Origin of the sequence: Streptomyces alboniger, assembly GCF_008704395.1 — a bacterium.
Lineage (GTDB): Bacteria > Actinomycetota > Actinomycetes > Streptomycetales > Streptomycetaceae > Streptomyces > Streptomyces alboniger.
In genome coordinates this window covers 7,380,350-7,399,657 of the sequence record NZ_CP023695.1, presented here as the reverse complement: position 1 = coordinate 7,399,657, position 19,308 = coordinate 7,380,350, and the positions used below count along the sequence as shown (strand labels likewise).

Below are 19,308 nucleotides of genomic sequence, written 5' to 3'. Positions count from 1 at the left end.
CCATGGAGCAATTGACCATGGAGGGAGCCGGTGAATGCCGACACCTCCGATGCTCGCCAGCGACGCCGCGCGCGTCGCCCTCTGCTGCTGCATTGGAGTGGCTCGGCTCATTCCCGGATGAGGTCGTGCGGTCAGGGCACAGGAGGACGCGAACGCGGTTGTGTGCCGTAGCCGATGAGCAGGAAGGCGTCACAGATCCGTAGTGGATCGACCGGGAACTCGAGGGTGCCGATCCGCGTCGGCCTGCCTTCGGTCAGCTCGGCGAGGGATGCGAGTCCGGTCAGGTCGACCTCGCCGACGAACAGGCCCGGCCAGGCTCCGTCAGCGACGCAGTGCACTGGCACTCGTTCGCAGGGGGCGAGGCGTGAGCCCTGTGGGGGCAGAAACGTCAGGTCCAGAGCGGCGCCCGGCGCGGCGCCCGGTGCTTCGACGAAGACGCGCAGCCAGTCGACACGGGTGACCCGGCGGGCGGGGACGAGCGGGAACATCGCGGGCGACAGGTCGAGTGCCAGCCCCTGCCGTCCCGTCGTGCGCCGGGACAGGCCCGCCCACGCCTCGGGCAGGTCTCGTCGTACGTCCAGCAGCCGCTGCCCGTCGCCCGGCAGTCGGCAGCGGGTCGCCTCGGCGGCGGCCCGGCGCAGTTCCTCGCCGCCCTCGCGAGCCGTGTAGTTGAGGTGCAGGATCACGTCGGAGAGCGAGTCGAAGTCGAACGCGTTGGTCTCCGGCGGCAGTTCGATCCGCCAGCGGCCGACAGCGCCCGCGAACTCGAACGGCAGGTAGCGGTTGTCGCGGAAGTTCAGCTCGAACAGCCCGGCGTCGTTCTGCCCCATGGAGGTCGTGATCGCCTCGGTCGCCGCGTAGGTTCGCACCATGCGTGGATCCGATGGCCGCATCGTGTAGCGGTCCTCGGGGGGCGGGCAGCACCGGCAGGCGTCGTCGGCACCGGCGCAGTCGCACCCGCCGTCCGCGGAGCAGCCGGGCCGACAGCAGCCGAGCGGTACCGGGGTCAGCCGGGGATCGGTTCGGGTACGGCTGCTGAGCAGGGTCAACCGGCAATGCACCCCGGAGTAGGGACCGGTGACGCAGGGCACCGTCAAGGTGACGTTCTTGAGCCGGCGCAGATAGTGCCCGGGGTAGTCCCGGTCGAACAGCCACTCCGGCACCTCCAGCTCCGCGTGACCACTGGTGCGCAGCGCCAGGTAGGCGGCGGGGAAGTCCAGCCGTAGCGACAGGTGCTTGGTCAGCTCGTACTCGCGGCGGTCCTCCTCCAGGTAGGCCTGTTCCATCCGGCGCACCGCCAGGGCCAGCCGCTCGCCCGCGAGCAGCCCCTCGCGTGGGTTCTCCCAGCTGTCGCGGGTCACGAACGTCCGCGTGGCATCGGCCCGTTCGCGCCGGAAGGCGCGCTGGGCACGGCAGGCGGCGCGCTCGGCCAGCTCGAACATGCGGTAGTAGAGGCCGGCCGTCTCCCGCTGGAGGTGCAGGTACAGCTCGTGGCTGGTGAACTTGTCCCGCAGGAAGTCCTGGACCTGGGCCGCGTGCTCGATCTGCCGGCGGGTCGCGTTGAGTTCGCGCAGCACGATGTCGCGCCTGCGTTCCGCCGCCAGGATCTGCCGCTCGATCTGCTCGATCTCGATGCTGATGACGGTGACCTGGTGGCGCCACTCGTCGAGACGGCGCTCCCAGCCGGCCAGCGTGAGGCTGAGGTTGGCGCCGGTGCCCGAGATGTCTCCCACGGTGTTGAGGATGCGGGCGGCGGTGCTGAATCCGGAGGCCAGCTTGTTGCCCAGCGGCAGTTGGTTGAACTGGAGCGGGGTACCGGCGATTCCGGCCACGCCGATCCAGAAGTCCGGCACCAGTCCGACGCCCTGGGCGATCGCCTCGGAGACGTTGCCCGCGGCGCGGGAGGCCATCGAGACGCCCGTCAGCGACTCGTAGCCGATCTCGCCGCCGATCAGGCCGTCGGCGATGAGGCTCTGGTGGTAGCGGAGCCTGGCCTGGGCGCCCTCTTTGGTCTTGCCGAGCGCCTGCACCTGCCAGTCGGCCTCCCGCCACGCGTACTGCCTGTCGACGACGGCGAGTTCGTGCAGTTGCCGCTCCTGGGTGGCGCGCAACGCCGCCAGGTACTCCGCGTCGCCCTTCTCGTACGCGGCCAGCAGCGCACCGCCCAGTCCGCGTACCTCGCCGACCAGTTCGTTCGCCTTGGCGATCAGGATGTCGAAGCGGTACGTGTCACCGGCTCCGGCGAGGCCGTCGGCACAGCCGCCGCAGGCACAGGCGCCGTCGGTGAGGGCGAACCGGCCGTCCCGCCGGGGGTCGTCGCCGAAGTACGACAGATCGGCGCCGTGCGTGCCGCCGGGCAGCCGTGCCGGGCCCGCGCTGGTGCGCGACAGCGCGGCCCGGTCGGAGAGGCGGTCGTACAGGGACAGCAGCCGCGGGTTGAGCGGGCCGGGCGCGGCGGTGAACTCGGCGACGGTGCACGGTGTTCCGGCGTCGACGGCCCGGATCGTGGTGGGCCGCTCGCCCAGGATCCGGGCAGCGGTGCCGTGGACGACGCCGGCCCGCCGCAGGGACTCCGGATCGCCCCGGGCGGCCAGCCGGTCGCCCCAGGCCAAAGTGGTCTCCAGCCAGCGCAGCAGGACGGCACGGCGGCGCGCCTGCTCGTCGTCGGCGGCGGCGGTCGGGCAGCACGGGGTGGCCGGCCCGCCCGGCCGTTCCCCCGCGTCCGGGTGCGGGTGGTGGTCGCAGCGGGACCAGGTGTTGTCACTGGCGAGGGGGGCGCTGACCAGCTCGTACCACTTCAGCGCGGACTCGAAGCGGCAGCGTGTCTCCAGTGCCCCGGCGACCGTCAGGGCCACGGAGAACGGGGAGAGCGGTTCGACCGGGGCGCCCGGGCACACGTACGCGAAGTACGGGTAGGCGGTCAGGCCGCCGGGGAACGCACCGGGTTCCGCGGCGGGCGGCACGGCGACCAGGGGCAGGGCGGTCGCGGAGTCGGTGGCCAGGTCGTAGCGGAAGCCGGGCAGGGTGGGATCGAGGTGGCCGGTGCGCGCGGTGGCGCCGGTGACCTCGAAGCGCAGCGAGTCGGCCGCGCGCCCCTGGAACACCAGTCGCGCGGTGGGGCCGTCGACGGCCACGGCCTCGGTGGAGCGGCGCGGCGGCTGGAAGGCGCCCCGGTGGACCCGGGTCCAGTACAGGTGGACGACGGGGACGGGCCGCCAGTCGAGGAGGCCGGGCAGGCGTTCCGGGTCGTGCCAGTCGGAGGTGTCGTCGGCGTCCCTGCCGGTGTCGGCGTTCTGGACGACAGGGCGGTGCTCGACCGCGTCCTGGAGCCAGAAGTAGTACTCGTCGACGAGGGGTTCGTGGACGTGGCCGCAGGCCCGGCAGCAGGTCCCGGTGTCCGGCGCACAGGCGTCCGGGCGGGCGTCGGCCGGCGGGACACCGGCGGCGGCAACCCGGACGAAACGGGTGCCCGGCTGGATCGCGGCCTGGATCCACAGGGGCAGGCGTACGAGGTCCCCCTCCCCCGGGCCCGGGTCGCCCGACTCTTCGTCTTCCGAGCCGGACGCCTTCGGCTCGCCCTCCCTGAGGTCCGGTCCTGGCGTGGGCGCAGGCCGTCCCGTGGGGGCGAGCCAGGCCGGGCGCGCGGCGGCCTCCGGGATGCCGAGCAGGTCAAGGCCCTCCGGGCCGGGCGTGAGCATCCGCAGGGTCGAGGGCACCGCCTGCTGGAGCGGGGTGAACGGGTCGTGGCGCGGGGGCCGGTCGCCGGGCCATCGGTCCAGGCCACCGGGGACGGCGACGGTGAGCTTGGCGCCGCGCAGCTCCGACTCCAGGAACGCGAACGCCTCGATACGGCGGGCCCGCCGCAGCTCGTCCCACTCGATCCAGTTCTCCCGGTGCAGGTCCCGTTCCGTGCAGCGCCGCCAGTCGTGCAAGGTGGCGAAGCGGGCGTCCCAGAGCGCGGCCAGCTCCGCGGAGACGGTGAGCCCGGGCTCCAGCCCGAGGCGGGCGCGCTGGACGAAGGCCTGGACGCAGCTGACGGCGTCCTCGATGCGGCTCGCCCGCTCGCCGGGTCCGGCCTGCACGTCCTGGAGGAGCAGGTCGCTGAGGTCCTGGGCCCGGGTGGCGAAGCCACCGTGGGGCAGGGCGACGCGGTTCATGCCGGTCAGCCAGGTCACCAGCGCGTCACGGGCGCGTACGCGCAGTCCGTCGTTGAGCCGGCGGACGTCGTCGTACCGGCGCGGCTCGCCCGCGTCGAAGGCGCCGTTGCGGACGAACGCCGTGAGGTTGTCGTTGCCCGCGTCCGGCTCCCGCGCCGGGTCGTCGGCGGCCCAGCGGTGCGGGCGCGCCTCCTCGATCCGGCGGGGGCGGAAGCGGCGTACCAGCGTGTCGAGGAAGACCTCGGCGCGCCAGGCCCGCAGCGCCCAGATCTCCGACTCCAGGTCCTCGGTGCGTACGGCGTAGTCATCGGGCAGGGCGAAGTAGGTGAGGACGTGCGGGGCGTGGCCGATGTCGATGCCGAGGTGGCGTACCAGCTGCGCCGGGTCGTCGGGCTGGCGCTGGACCGCCGCGCGGAACAGCCGCCAGGCGGGCCGCTCGCGGGCGGCCCGGGTCTCGGCCCGCAGCGCCGCGTAGTCGAACAACCGCTCCCACAGATCGAACAGAGCGGCCTGCCGCCGGGGGCTCGGGGCACTGCGGGCGTCCTGCTCGGGTGACGGGCCGCGGAAGGGGTCGTCGACGGGCAGCAGGTCGGGGGCGAACCACGCGTGATGGGTGCCGAAGGTGTCCGGCCCCGTCCTTGGGTGGGTGGTGCCGCGGAAGGTGTCCGGGTGGTCGAGGAGGTGGCCCAGCTCGGACTGCGGGTCGCCGGGCAGCGGCCGGGCGGACAGGCCGAAGCGGTGGGCCAGCAGGACGGACTTGAAGGCACGCTGGTAGGTGCGGCGGATGTCGCGCAGGCTGCCGGTGTAGCGGGCGCGCAGGAACGCGGCGGCCGCTCCCGCCACCTCGACGCACTCCCCGAGGGGGGCGTCGACCTGGTCGCGGTAGAGGCGGTGGCGGGGGACCTCGGTCGGACGCCCCCCGGTGTCGGGGCCGGCGTATTTGACCTGGAACCCGGTGTGCCGGGGCCGGACGTCCTCCTCATCGGCGAACGTCGGTTCGTCATGGGTGAGTTCGATCATGATGTCGTAGGCGCCCCGGCGCAGTTCGATCGGTCCGGAGCGGTGGTCGGGAGCGTCCTCGCCGGGGCGGCCCCGGTTGAGCAGCTGCCAGGTCTTCTGGCGGCGGGCCAGGGTGAGGCGCCAGCTGTGGTCGGGGCAGTGCTCGGGGGCGGGTTCCTCTCCCACGGGGGTGGGGCCGCCCGCGTGGAACTCGTAGCGTCCCGGTTCCTCGACGAGGAGGGTGCCGCGCCAGACGACGGTGAACGGCTGCGCGCCGAACAGAGTTTCGCCGTCGGTGTTGCGCAGCGCGAAGCCGTTGCGGACGGCGACGGAGCGCAGTTGCTCGGGGGTGAGGGTGAGGTCCAGGGAGGGGATGACGGTGGGAACGGGCGCGTTCCAGCGGTCCCGGGCGGCGCCGAACGCGGTGAGCGGGCCGCGCGTCTCGCGCCAGGCGGGATCGGCGTCGGCCATGCTGAACTCGCCGAGCAGTCCGGTGCCGGTCAGTGCGAGCAGCGCCGCGAACGCGCCGCCCGTCGGGGCGGTGGGCCAGGTGGCCTCGGGCGGCTTGCCCTGGTCGTCCTCCCAGGTGGTGAGCCCGGCGTTCTCGTCGCCGTGCAGGGTCCGCAGCAGCAGCCACACCTCGTCGGCGCCGACCGGCGGCTCGTCCTGTCCTGCCGCCTCACGTACATGGTCGGCGAGATGCTCGGTGATCAGTTCGCAGCGCCGGTAGAATCGCGCGAACTCCTCGCGTACGAAGGTGAAGCGCTCTTCCTCGTCGGGCTCGGCGCGCAGTCGGGCCACCGCGGCAGGGAAGTCCTCGAAGAGCAGCGCGAAGGGGGCCAGCAGCGTGTCGGGCGCGTGCTGGAGGGAGCGCACCGCCTCCTGTTCCGGCTCGGTGAGCTGTCGCACGGAGCCGAGTTTCGCCGCGACCTCGCCGTCCCGCAGGGGCAGCCGGGTCCACAGGGACTCGGTGGCGGTGTCGTAGCGCAGCGGGCCGTCGGGTGGGGTGTTCCACAGGGCGGCGTTGGTCCGGGCGGCCGGGAGGGGCACCGCGAAGCGGCGGCGGGCGGCGGGGACGGGCCAGCCCTCGCGTTCCAGCACGGACGGGAAGAAGTGCTCGCCGATCGCGGTGAGCGCGTCGTCCGGAGTGGTGGGGCGGTAGCCGAAGCGGTCGGCGAGGGCGGCGACGATGGCGGGCCAGGTCCACGGCTCCGGGTCGCCCTCCGCGCCGAGCAGGGCCCGGCGCAGCGCCCACAGCCCGTACCGGTCCTCGTCGTCGGGCAGGCCGAGCGGATTGTCCAGGGACTCGTTGGAGGTCTGGAGCGGGAAGGGGTCGTCGCCGCCGAGGTGGGTGTCGGAGAACAGGAACAGCACCTCGCCGACGGTGCAGTCGGACAGGTGGACCTTCAGCAGGATCTCCGTGAAGCGGAGGGTGCCGGTGGGGCGGGCGTGCCAGGTGTCGGTGGGTACGTCCGGGGTGAAGCCGGCCAGCACGGACAGCGCATCGAGGTTGCGGGCCAGTACCTTGACCAGTTCGGGCCTGCGGCCCAGTGCCGGGCGTCGGCGTTCGGCGGCCTGGTCGACGGCGTCGAGGAGGGCGCCGACGGCCCACGGCCACGCGCGCGCGTCGGGCCCCTCCCACAGGGCGAGCAGATGGGTGCGATCGGCGCCGCCGGCGTTCTCGTCGGGGTCCGCCGAGGGGTCGTACAGCGGAAGGCACAGCAGTTCGCGCAGCAGCAGGAAGGACGACAGCTGCCGGACGAAGTCGGGGTCGATCGTGCCCTTGTCCGAGAACAGGCACAACACCGTTGCCGCGTCGGCGAGTTCGGTGAAGGTGAGCGCGCCGCACGGCAGGGCCCGCAGGCGGCGCCAGAGCCGGATGAGGACCGCGAGGCGGCGCAGCGCGTCCTTGACGTGCGCGGACCTGCGCCCGAAGTCGATGACCAGGTCGTCGGGGCAGCAGGGCAGGCAGTCGGGGAAGCCCGCGTACTCGTCCTCGCGGTCCGGCGCGGCGCGGTGGAAGGGGATGTATCCGGAGCGCCACAGGTCGAGGAACTCGCAGTAGTCCAGGCCGGTCCTGGCGAGGAACTCCGGCACCCTGCGCACGACGTCGGTCCAGTGGCCCGACTCGGTCCTGTCCTCGGTGAAGCCGTACACCTCGCGCAGCCTGGGCCGCCCGCCGCCCGGGCGGTCGTTCAGGTCTTGGGAGTACAGGAGGTCGTACTCCTCCTGCGAGATGCCGAGGTACTCCAGAGCGGCCTCGAAGCGCAGCGGGTAGCGCCACTGGTGACGCCGGAAGCCGTCCGGCTCGTGGGCCGGGTCGAGAGCGAACTCCGTGATGTCGCGCCGGAAGTGACGCATCGTCGACAGTCGGGTGGTGTCCAGCGCGCCGAGGCAGGAGCGGTTCACGTCGAGGGGCTGGTCGTAGGGCAGACGGGGGTCGGTGACATCGGCGCGCAGCCGCTCGTAGGCGTCCGGCTCGGCCACCGGGGTCGCGGGCGAGGAGTGCTCGGGGACCGCGGCCAGCAGCGTCGCCGGATCGTGCGTGTGCGGGTCCGGCCGGTCCACCGGACCGGCGTCCGGGTCGTGCGGGCCCAGTGTGTGGCCGTGCAGTGTTCCTACGGCGGTGTCGTGGACGGCGCCGCCCTTGGTCCCGGGGACGCCGGCGGCCAGGTGCTCCAGGCTCTCGTTGACCAGGTCGAGCGTCGGCAGTGGGGTCAACGCGGCAGCCTGGGCGCGCAGTTCGCCGAGCGGTCCGCGCCGGTCGGCCAGCAGGGCTCCGATGCGGTGGGGATCCTCCGGTCGCAGCGGATGCTCGCAGGTCGAGTCGGCGGACACCTGGAGCAGTTCGTGCAGGTAGGCCACGGCGCCGAGCGGCGAGAGGTGCTCCGGTGGCACGCAGTCCACGAGCGTGCCGTCAGGGTTGACGGGCCGGAAGGGCCCCGGGCCCGTCCCGGGCTCGGCCGTGCTCCGGGCCCGGCCGTGGATCGCCGCCGCGTGCGGGTGGGCGACGCTGCCGGTCAGGGCGTACTGGAAGTCGGCCGCGGTGAGGGCCGCGACCTGGGCGTCGCTGGTGAACCCCCGTGCGTACAACGCCTCCACGAGGGAGAACCTCAGCTCGGCGATGCCGGGGACGTTCTGGAGATCCGTCAGCCGCCACAGCGCGCCGACGGCCTCGACGGCACCGGCGAGCCACTCCTGGGCGGCCGGGTCGTCGGGGAAGACGTCGGCCACCGCCGCGTGCAGGGCGTCCTGGTCGGGCGGTTCGGCGAAGGTGAAGTCGATGCCGCCCGCATGGCCGGGGTAAGCGGCGGCGAACGCCGCGAACGCGTCGGTCACGGACCGCGCCAGCGTCGGGGGCGCTCCGGCACCGGGCGTCCCGCCGTGCCCGGAGTCGATCGTCACGTCGAAGAACGTCCGCAGATGGCGGATGAACGCCTCGGTCCGCTCGGCCGGGGTGCCGGGCCGGGTGAACGGGGGCAGCAGGTCGGTGCGCGGTGGCCGGCCCTCGGGCGGCGGCTCGCCGAGGAAGAAGTCGCGCCACTGCCGGTCGGTGAGCTGTGCCAGGTCACCAACGGTGGCCACTTGGTGCGGCGGCCCTTTGACAGCCGCGATGAGCGGGGCGTGGTTCGCCGTCACGGCGGTGAGCACCAGGTCCAGGTAGACGCCGGGGTGCGCGGTGGACTGGGGCACCCAGAAGTCGTCGCGGATCGTTGCGGTCGGCCGGGTGTGGGCGAGCCAGTCGGCGACCAGGCCGTCGAAGGGCGCGGCCGGCGGCAGTTCGGTCGGGGTGCCGGGCGGGGTGCCCAGCGCCCGCAGCCGCCGGGCGGCCTGAGCCGCGGTGACCGGTGTGCCGCCGGAAACGGTCAGCGGGGTGGCGGGCAGGGTGACGACCGCGGCGTCCACGGCGGTAGCCAGCTCGGTGAGCGTATGGCTCTCCAGGGAGAGGCGGGCCAGGTCGTAGCGCTGTTCCGGGGCGACCTGGGCGGGCATGGTCGCCGACAGCGCGTAGAAGACAGCCGCCGGGACGGTGAACGCGGGGGTGAGCCCGCCGTCCTCGGTGAACGCCACGGCGGTCGAGCGCTGCGCATCGGGGCCGGTGGCGCCGGGGACGAGCAGCGGTACGTCGATCCAGGCGCGGCGCGCCCGGCTGCTCATCCGCTCCTGGGCGACGGCGGCCGAGGCGGAGTAGACGTACCCGGCCAGGCGCAGCGCCTCGGCCTCGCGGGTGCCGTAGTAGCCGCTCTGCTCGGCCTCGAAGCGGGGCCTGGCCTTCTCCAGGTCCTCGCTGTCGACGCCGGGGTCGACGGGTGGTTCGGTGTAGAGCGCGCCGAAGGGGTCTCGGCCCAGGGAGGGGTCGGGCCGGGGCGGCGGGAAGGCCGTGCGGTTCCACACGATCTCGGATGCCACGTACCTGCTCTCGGCGGGGGTGAGCGGGTCGCGGGCGACCAGGCTGCCGCCGGGCGGGCCGGGGTCATCGCCGAGGACCAGGTCGATCGCCGTGAGAAGCGGGGCGAACGCGGGCGGCGATCCGTCGGCGGGCAGGTCGACGTGGGCAGTGCCCGGCGTGATGCCGGCGCCGGTGGCGGGCAGCGGTACGAAGGCGCTCGACGCCATCGCGAAGAAGGCCGGCTGACGGGTGGGCAGGCTGCCGACCGAGGTGGTGCGGATGTTGAAGTCCAGGTGGCGGCTGGTCAGGGCCGTCCCGCTGCCGGTGGTGACCTCCAGACGGATGTCGTACGCGGCCGGTTCGGGGTATTCGGTGTGTGCGGCGGGTGGGTCGGCGATCACCACGGCGGTGGCCACGGACTCCAGGTGGCGGGTCTCGATGTGGGTGAGGGGGTCCGTGAGGTCGATGTAGTGCTGGAGCAGCGAGGTCTGCCGGATGTTGACGGAGTCGTTCGTGGGGTCGGCCACGTGAGGGTCGGCCAGCCCGGAGGCGGCGCCGAGGAGGACGCCGTCGACGCTGTCGGCGAACGTCAGATCGAAGACTTTGATCGTCAGACCGTTGAGCAGGGCGGTGAAATCGGCCGCCGGGATCGGTTTGCTCGGGTGGAGCCTCAGGATGATCAGGTCGGCCATGATGTCCCCCTCAGGTGCGCGCTCTCAGCGGCGGTCAGCGTCGGTGTGGTTCGTGCGAGCGGTCGACGGCGTACAGGACGGCCAGGGCGGGATGGGCGAAGCCCGCCGCGATCGCTTCCCTCTCCCGCGGTTCGAGTGCGTCGAGTTCCTCGCGCAGCAGGTCCGGCTCGGTGGTCGCGTCGAGATGGCGGATGCGCGGGTTACCGTCGGCCAGCACCGCCATGCGCTCGAGGGAACGGGCGGTACGGGTCTCCTCGTCGGCGCCCTCCAGTGCGTCCAGCGCGGTGGGCAGGTCCCGACGTGGGTCGCCGGTGGCGGCGCCGTCCGGCAGCCACATGGCGGTCAGACCGGCGCAGCGCTCGCCGACCAGCTCGCTCAGCGTGACGGGGGCGGGTGCGAAGTCGACGTACCGGAGTCCGGCCAGCTCCTCCCAGCAGCGCAGCAGGGTGGTCAGGCGGGTGCGCAGCGCGGATACGCCGACGGAGGCGCGGGAGGTGGCGATCAGGGCGAGGGCGCCCCAGCCGGTGGTCTCCACGGCGGCCTCGAAAGCGTCTTCGACGTCCTCGGCGTCACGCCAGCCGAGGGCTTCCTGCACGTTCGACAGCAGCACGGGAACGGCGTGCAGGCGGTAGCCCGGCCGGTCTCCGGCCAGATCGCCCACCTCGTCGACGAAGACCAGCGCCCCCTCCGGCACGGCGACGAGGTCGTCGGGACCGAACAGCCCCGGCACGGTGAAAGCGCCGTGCGCCGCGTACTGCCCGGCGAGCATCGCGGCCACGTCCCTGGCCCGACGCCGCGCGACATCGGCGGAGCCGGCGGTGAAACCGGGCATCCGCGGCGACTGGTGGGGGGTCGGTGTGGTGGTCATGGGTTCCTCGGGTGCGGGTCGGACGGAGTGGCGGAGTGCGCCCCTTCGGCGCCCCGGCCCCTCGGCTCCCGACTCCCGGTCCCCGGCGTTCATGGCCGGGGCTGGAGTGGCGGAGGTGTCGGGGGGCGCTGCCAGGGTGGCGGAGCGCCCGGGGGCAGCGACGGCGGGCGGGGGGTGGGGACGGCGGGCGGGGGCAGGGTCGGGCGGGGGACACCGGGTGCCGGGGCGGGCGGGGGCGTGGGGGCGCGGGTCGGGGCGCGGGTGGCTCCGGCCCCCGGCTGGGACGACAGGATGTTCCCCATCATCACGGCGATGGCGACCTCGCCCACGATGGTCTGCGCCGCGTTGACCGCGTCCATGAGCCGGAACACCTTCTCGCGCTGGGCAAGGCTCTTGTCGACCTCCTCGGCGACCTCTTGGGCGTGGGCCGCGGCGTCCTGCTCGGTGATGTCGACCCATTGCCCCTCGCCGGCCTCCTTGATCTCGTCCCGGTCGGTCTTGCTGGTCTTCTGCCACTTGTACTGGATGATCCCGTCCTCGGTGGTCTTCCAGATCAGCCGCCACACCATCCGCCCACCGTGGAACTGCACGGCCAGCTCGCCCCGTTCGCCCTGACCCGTGAGGAAGGGGAAGCGGGCCGCGCCCTTCTGCCCCTTCTGGACGCCCTTGGCACCGGCCGGCAGCCCCATCCCCATGTTCAACGCGTCGATATAGCCCCCGACCTGGCGACGCCCTGCCTCCAACCCCTCCTGGTTCCATGGCTTGATCTCGAAGACCTCACGGCTCGGGATGTTGGTGATGTCGGGTTTCAGCGCCTGCTGGGCGGGCGTGATGCGGTTCGGGTCACCGATGCGGCCGGCCTTCAGAATTGCCGCGACCGTGTGGTAGTTGGTGTAGATGCCGCGCCGCTCGGCCAGGTGCGACCCCACGTAGTGGTAAGCGATGAGCCGGTGCGCCGAGACTCCGAGGAACCACGCCCATGGCTGGTTGCCGGGCCGCCCAGGGGCGATGTTGTAGGCCTCCACCTCCCGGCCGTTGGGGTCCTTGAAGGACACCGGGTTGCCCTGCACGAACTGGTAGAGGTTCAGGCCCTCGGACACCCCTTGCGGGTCGGGGCTGATCCAACGGCACAGCCACGGGGCGTAGTAGCGGTCCCCGTAGTAGTAGAGCCCGGTGTCGTCGCGTTCCTTGCCGCTGTAGCGGTAGCGCTTGGGCGGGGTGCCGCCGCGCCAGAAGGCGACGGCAGTGGTGCCGTAGGGGTGGTACTCCTCGTAGGAGACGACCTCGCCCGCCGCGTCGAGTTCCACGGTGACCGAGCCGCCGTGCCCGGCGTACTGGTGACGCACCAACCGTTCGCCGGCCGTCCCGCTCGCGCCGTCGTCGCGGCGGGTCTCGACCAGGGCGACCGCCTGTTCGTCGTCCCGCACGTGCAGGGTGGCGCGTTCCAGAGTGCGGTTGCCTTCGGCGTCGTACGTCCGGAAGATCTCGACGTCACCGAGGTAGAGCCGCTCCTCCAGCAGCCGGCCCGTCCCGCCCGCGTGCGTCTGGCCGTCACGGGCCCGGCGCACCCGCTGCCGGGCGGAGTCGTAGCCGTAGAAGGTGGTTCCGGGCACGAGGTGCGTGCCGGTGTGCTGGGTGGCGGTGGCGCGCAGTTGCCCGGTGTGGTCCCAGCGCAACAGGCTCAGCGGGGGCAGGAGGGCCACCTGACCGAGCGCGTCGTGGCGGTAACTCTCCTCCCGCACACGGCCGTTGGTGGTCGTGCTGCCGGAGAGCCGGTTTCCGGCGAGGCCGAGCGGGCTGGGCTCGTCGTAGGTGAAGGCGCGCCGCCGGCCGGGGTGGCGCGGGTCGGTGGTGCGGTGGTCGAGCGCGGTGAGGTTGCCCGCGGTGTCGTAGGTGTACGTCTCCCGGTAGCGGCCCAGCGCGTCCCGGTCGGCGGGGTGCGCTCCGGGGAGTCCGGCGGGCCCGCGGGGGTCCGGCGGTGCGAGGTGCTCGCGCCCGTGGGCCTCGACGAGGCGGTACAGCGCGTCGTAGACGTAGTCGGTGCTCGCTTCGACGCGGGTGTTGAGGTGGAACACCGCGGGCTGGGCGGTGTCCTCGATGTGGGTGACATTGCCGACCGGGTCGTGCGTGTACACCAGGTGCTGCACATCCGCGCGCCCGCCGTCGCGAGTGGTGCGCAGGGCGGCGAGCCGGAAGGTGCGGGGATCGTAGGTGTACGTGGTCGTGGCCCCGTTGCCGTGGACGCAGCGGGTGCGGCGGCCCTTGGCATCGTGGTCGACGGACCGGAGGAACGCGGTGGGCTCGTCGTCGGGCGCGACGACGGCCGTGACGGAGTCGAGCAGCCCCCTGCGGTTGTAGGTGTACGTGGTGACGCTGCCGTCGGGGTGCGCGCACTCGCGCGGGCGGTCCAGCGCGTCGAACTCGGTCCGGGTGGTCCAGCTCTCGGCCGCCGCCTCCGGCTGCGCGGACCAGTCGGGGGTGGTGCGATGGGCGGCGAGGAGGGTGCGCACGGTCTCGCTGACGTTGCCCTGGAGGTCGTAGCGCTGGGTGACGGTGCCCGCGCCGTCGTCGATGCGGTGCACCTGCCCGCGCAGGTTGGCGCGCTCGGCGTCCGGGGCGTCCTCGCCGTAGCGGGTGCGCTGGACGGTGGTGGTCGCGCCGGCCTCGGTGAGTTGGACGTCGAGGGGGCGGCGCAGCAGGTCGAAGCCGGTGGTCAGCAGGCGCTCGGTGGCCGAGCCGTCGACGAGGTCCCACTGGGCGACGGGCGTGCCGTCGACGTCGAACAGCCTGCGGTGCTCCCCCGCCTCCATGCTCCGCTCGTGCAGCCGGTTGCCCAGCAGGTCGTAGCGGTAGCGGCCCACGGTCCGGTCGGCGTCGCCGCTCGCGGGCCCCGGGGTGCCGTCCACACAGTCGGCGAAGGCCAACGGGCTGCCTGAGACGTCGAGTTCGGCGTAGGCGCGTTGGACGCTGTCGACGTGGCCGCCGTCCGTTCCGGGGGTGCGGTTGTGGGCGAGGGTCAGCACGAGCCGGCCGAGCGGGTCGAGGCAGGTCGTCAGGGGGGTCGCCGCGTGTGGCCGGGTGCGCTCGGCGGCGGCGCGTTCGTGCGGGCCGAGGCTGCCGTCGGCCCGCTGTCGGTACCAGGTGGGCAGGTAGGTGTCGGTCGGCAGGGCCGCCGCGTAGCGTGCGGTGTCGGGGTCGTCGGCGGGGTTGCCCGCGGGCCGCCCGTCAGGACCGGGCAGCGCGGCCGTGTCGTTGACGTCCCAGGTGAGCTGCTGCCAGGGGCCGATGACGGTCTTCTCGTAGGTGTGGTTGGGGTGCAGCGTGGCCGTGAGGCGGCCCGGCGGGTCGTAGCACAGCACCGGGCTGACGCCCTCGCGGACGGCGAACTCGAAGGTGTAGCGCGGGGTGAAGAAGTCCTCGTAGCGGCGGACGGGCAGACCCTTGTTGTCGAAGACGGTCCAGCCGCTGCCCACCCAACGTGGCGCGTCCTCGTCCGGGCCCGGCTCCGCCGCGGTCTTGCGCTGGACCTCCCGTCCGTTGCCGTCGCTGTAGCCGAGGGTGATCCGCGTGGGTTCGGCGCGGTCGCGCACGTGCCGCGGCCGGGTGAGGACGGCGGTCGCGGCGGGCCGGGGGTGCTCCTCGTCCCGGCTGCGGTGAAACGCCTCGATGTCGTGGACGAGGCGGGTGGTGGCCGTGCCGAGCAGGTCGTCGGCGTGGTCCTGCGGAGCGTCCCAGAACGCGGCGAGGACCTCGGGCGGCGGGTCGGCGTCGATGCCGTCGAGGGTGTCCCCGGTGTCGTCCTCCGGTGTGCCCCGCACGGCCTGGGCGACGACCATGCCGAGCGCGTCGAAGAGTACGGCGGTGCGGTTGCCGTTGGGGTCGGTGAGCCGGGTCGGCGCGAGCAACCGGTAGTCGAGCCCGGTGCGCTCGGCGGTGACCGTGTTGCCCACGGCGTCGGTCGTGCGCACCGGCAGGAGGTCGTACGGGTCGTAGGTGATCTCGGTGCCGTACTCGGCGCCGGCCGCGGCGGCGAAGGCGTCGACGAAGCGGCGCGGGACGAAGAAGTGCCGACGGGCGAAGACGAGCGGGTCGGCGGTGCCGGCGGGCGCGTACCGCGCGGTGCCGGAGGGCGCCCACCAGCCGCCCGCACTCGTGCTGTCCTCGTCGTCGTGCACGTATCCGCTCTCGCGGAGGCGGGCGGCGTCCACCCGGGAGCCGTAGACGTCGGCGAGCAGGTCGTCGGGCAGGGCGAGCCGCTGGGTCTGGTGCACGAGGCCGAGCGGCTGCTGCTCGCCCCAGGGCAGCGGGCCCGACAGGTCGTCAGCGAGGAACCGCACGCGGTGGCGGGCCACGAGGGTGCGGGTGAGTCCGGCGGGGAGCGGGCCGCGCAGCGCGCGCCGCACGTAGTCGAGCGGCAGCCGGGGCCGGGCGCGGTCCAGGTCGATTCCGGCGGCGGGGTCGCGCCCGCTGATCTGGTGGGTACGGGTGTCGTAGGGCACCGGTACGCGGTGGGCGTCGGCGCCGGTCGGCTCCGTGGTGTCGACGGGCCGGGTGATCCGCACCCGGGTCTCGGTGACCAGGGTGGTCGCCTGTGCCTCACGGGTGCGCGCGGGCAGCGTGGGGTCGGGGGTGCCGCGCCCGTAGGCGAGGGTGACGGAGTGCAGGACCGTACCGCTGTCCGGGTCGACGTCGAGGACGGCCTCGTGGGCGACGCGCGCGTCCTCGGGCCGGCGTTCGCAGACGGCGGTGACGCTCTCGCGGGGGTCGACGGCGAAGACACCGCAGCGCTCTTCGGCGGGCGGCTGGAGCATCCGTACGGTGTAGTTCCGCTCGGTCACGGTGTACGGGTGCGGCTCGTCCGGCGTGCCGTCGAGGGCGTACACCTCCTGGCGCAGCAGCTGGCCCCGTAGCGCGCGGCAGGCCTCGCGCTCGGCGTCGGGACTCAGCCCGTCGGGCAGCGGTGTGTCGTCGAGCAGCCAGGTCAGCGCGTCGGGTACGGCGGCCGGGTCGGGCGGGTAGTACTGCTCGGCCAGCCGTCGGGAGAGCCGGTCGCGGTCGAGATGGGCACCGGTGTGGAACCAGCTGCGGGTGCGGACCGGCGGCAGCCGGTGTTCGAGGGACTCGTTGTCCCCGGCGGGGAAGACGCCGTCGCCGAACGCGCCGATGTCCTCGGTGTCCTGCTGCTCGACGGTCGCGAACCCGCGGAACTCCCGCTCCACGCCGTCGAAGTAGCCGTCCCGGTAGCGGTACCGGGTGGCGAAGCGATTGCGGTTGACGTGGTCGAACGTCTCGGTCCGCTCGACCACGTGCACCGGGAACGGCAGCCGGGTCGCCCAGGGGCGTCCCTCGGCCTTGTCCTGGAGGTAGAAGCGGGTGGACGGGGCGTAGCCGAGGGCCGTCTCGGTGCCGAGATTGTTAGACAGGCGCACCAGCAGATGCGGCTTGGGGCCGGTCAGGTCGACGTAGCGGACGTGGCGGCCCGCGTCCGAGGGAAGCCGCGAGGACCACACCAGGCAGGCGGTGCCGGTGCCCAGGAGGTCCACGACGGAGACCGCGGTGCCCTCACCGACCTGGGGGAAGGCGGGCAGCCGCACCGGGTCGGACCAGGCGTTGCCCAGGAGGTTGGTGTAGACGTCCACGCCGTCGTCGCCGACGTGGATCAGGTCGGCGGGGCCCGTGCCGTCCACGTCCGCGAAGTGCAGGCGGCGCTCGTCGAAGCGGTCGGGGTGGTCCAGGCGGGGCGCGTTGTCCATCACGACCCTGGCGCCGAAGCGGCCGCGTCCGAGGCTGGGCCAGTAGCAGATCTCGCCGTCCGCGACCCGCACCAGGTCGAGGAGTCCGTCCCCCGAGAGGTCGGCCAGGTGCACCGACCGGCCGCCGTCGGCGAACAGCAGCCGGGGCCCCGCGTCCTCGTCGGTGCCGGTGGGCACGCGGACGGCGGGGCCGTATCCGGCCTCGCCCAGGGAGGGGTACCACAGGATGCTGTCGCCCTCGGTGACCAGGACGTCGGTGAGGCCGTCCCCGTCCACGTCGGCGAAGCGCAGGTTCGGGTCGTTCCAGTCGAGGACCGGCAGCGAGGTGAAGGCCCGGTGCGCGCTCCAGCCGCCGTCGTCGCGTTCGTAGAAGCCGGGTGCGGGGCCGCCGAGGTCGACGAGGTCGAGCCGGCCGTCGCCCGCGAGGTCGATCAGCTGTCCCCGGCCGCCGCCGAGCGGCAGGGCCGGCTGGGCGGCGGGCTGCCGCTGCGGGCCGAGCCGGCCGCCGCCCTCGTTGGGCTTGTACAGGAGGGCTCCGGCCTGCTGGGTGACGACCCCGGAGACGGATTCGCCGTCCAGATCGGCCCATTGGTAGAGGGTGCCGTCGACGCCGGCCGGCAGGTGTTCCAGGCTCTCCCTGTCCAGGTCCCGGATGCGGCGGTCGGGCGCCGGAGTGTTGTAGGTGAGTTCCAGCGGGGGCAGGCTGCGGGTGACCGGTCCGTCCGGTCCGGTGCGGTGGCCGCTGCGGACGATCGCGGTGAGGAACGATCCGGCCGGCTCGGCGCGGTAGGACAGCCGTAAGGAGCGGACGAGGCTGTTCCGGCCGACTCCCGGTTCGTCCGGAAAGTGGTGGAACATCAGCAACCGTCGGCACAGCCGATAGGTGCGGATCTCGAAGCCCGCGCGGTAGGCGGAGAACGGGTCGGCGCGGCGGGTCCAGGCGCCGGAGTCGTCGGGCCGAGGGTGGTCGGGGTCGTGCTCCCCGTAGTCGAGGACCAGCTCGAACAGCCATTCCGTGCTGTCCTGAGCCTCCAGACGGCTCGTGCGGTTGCCGTAACGCACCGACTTCAGGTGGCGGTTGGCCGTGCGGTCGGCCGGCGTCCGGTGTGCTTCGTGCGGTGCGGCGAGGTCGACGCCGGTGCCGTCCTCCTCGGCGTATCGGTAGGAGACGGCGTTGCCCTTGTCGTCGTAGGACTCGCAGATCAGCCAGGAGAAGACACGTCCGACCGGGTCCGCGGGGTCGGCGATGCGGGCGTTGGCGTCCTTGCCGTAGACCGTGGTGACATTCGTGGGGCTGATGGTGCGCCAGTGGGTCTGGCCGGTGGCCGGGGCCCGCCAGCGCTCGATGCGGGCGTACAGGCCCTCGATCCGCGGCCGGTAGCGGGTGACCTCGTACGCCGTGGTCCCGACCGTCCGCGACCGGCGCAGCGGGTGGCCGTCGGGGGCGAGTTCGGGCACGAGGTCCTCGGCGTCCGACAGCACGAAGACATCCGACTCCGCGGTGTCGTCGTACTGCGGCACGCCCTTGTCCGTCTTGCGTGCGACGGCCGGAAGGCCGAGGCTCCAGCCCATCCCGAAGGGGCCGTTGCCGCCGCCGGTGTCGTAGACCAGGCTCAGCGGCGGAGTGAACCCGGAACGCCCCGGGCTCAGCGGGAGGGGGACGCTCAGTGTGGCCGTGCCCGTCGCCGGGTTGACCGAGAACTTCTCCCCCATGCCCCGCACCGCGCCGCCGCCCTTCGGCAGGCTGATCACGGGGGCCTTGAAGGGGGCCGCGGTGTCATCGGCCGACGAGCCGGCCCCCCGCTGGCGCGGTCCGGGCCAGGATCCGCTCGCCCCTTCCCCGGCGGCGCGCGCGTCGGACGCTCCGCCGGAAGTCCGTTCGAGAGAGTCCATACGCCCCGTCCCTCAGTGACGAAGTCATGTACGCGATAAGGAAAATACCGCGCTCCAGGCCCGAATGGGGCAAGTCGGCAGGATGGCACCCGACAGAGTGAAGTACGTGCGATTCCGGATCGCCGACCTGCGTGCCGACGAGCCCACGCCGCAGCACCTGGAGGGGTGTCATGCGCTCACCCCGGGGCCCCCGGCGCCCGTGCCTCGCGGGCGGTGAGGCGCGTCTCATGATCATCCAGTCGTCGGCCGCAACGAGGGACCAGCTCGGCTTCACCCGCCGGGCCGTCTCCACCACAGCACCGGACAGAGCGCAACGCCCCACGGTCCCGCCGTCGGCCGCGCCGTCCACCTCCCGCAGCCCGCCGAGGTCGCGTCCTTGATCAGGCAGGCCGCTGAGCACTGATCACGGGAACCTTCACGCGCCGAAGCGGTCGCCGGTCATCCAGTCCTCGCGCAGGGTGTTCGTACAGGTCAGCCGCCTTGTTCGCTGCGAGGGGTCAGCAAAAGGTCAGCATCGCCCACTTGCGGTTCGCGCGTCCCTTGCCGTGCCGCGGCG

3 protein-coding genes are annotated in these 19,308 nt (G+C 73.3%); all 3 read right to left on the bottom strand.

Annotation, left to right across the window (positions count from 1 at the left end; translation table 11 throughout):
• Nucleotides 1–131: 131 nt before the first annotated feature.
• The 3 genes from CP975_RS32295 to CP975_RS32285 all read right to left on the bottom strand — a co-directional run bounded on the left by CP975_RS32295 (nucleotide 132) and on the right by CP975_RS32285 (nucleotide 18,752).
• Nucleotides 132–10,238: a Tc toxin subunit A-related protein gene (locus CP975_RS32295; protein ID WP_150477634.1), complete on the bottom strand. Its 10,107-nt coding sequence runs from the start codon at nucleotides 10,236–10,238 to the stop codon at nucleotides 132–134.
• A 34-nt stretch (nucleotides 10,239–10,272) separates the two neighbouring features.
• On the bottom strand, nucleotides 10,273–11,106 hold the full coding sequence (locus CP975_RS32290; RefSeq protein WP_055536095.1) for a hypothetical protein: 834 nt from the start codon (nucleotides 11,104–11,106) through the stop codon (nucleotides 10,273–10,275).
• An 89-nt stretch (nucleotides 11,107–11,195) separates the two neighbouring features.
• Entirely contained in the window at nucleotides 11,196–18,752 is a 7,557-nt protein-coding gene (locus CP975_RS32285) for a SpvB/TcaC N-terminal domain-containing protein (protein WP_150477633.1), read from the bottom strand.
• Between the last annotated feature and the right edge of the window lie 556 nt (nucleotides 18,753–19,308).

Excerpts from the sequence above, each read along its gene's own strand:
- CP975_RS32295 (WP_150477634.1), bottom strand. The coding sequence starts at position 10,238 with ATGGCCGACCTGATCATCCTGAGGCTCCACCCGAGCAAACCGATCCCG.
- CP975_RS32290 (WP_055536095.1), bottom strand. The coding sequence starts at position 11,106 with ATGACCACCACACCGACCCCCCACCAGTCGCCGCGGATGCCCGGTTTC.
- CP975_RS32285 (WP_150477633.1), bottom strand. The coding sequence starts at position 18,752 with ATGGACTCTCTCGAACGGACTTCCGGCGGAGCGTCCGACGCGCGCGCC.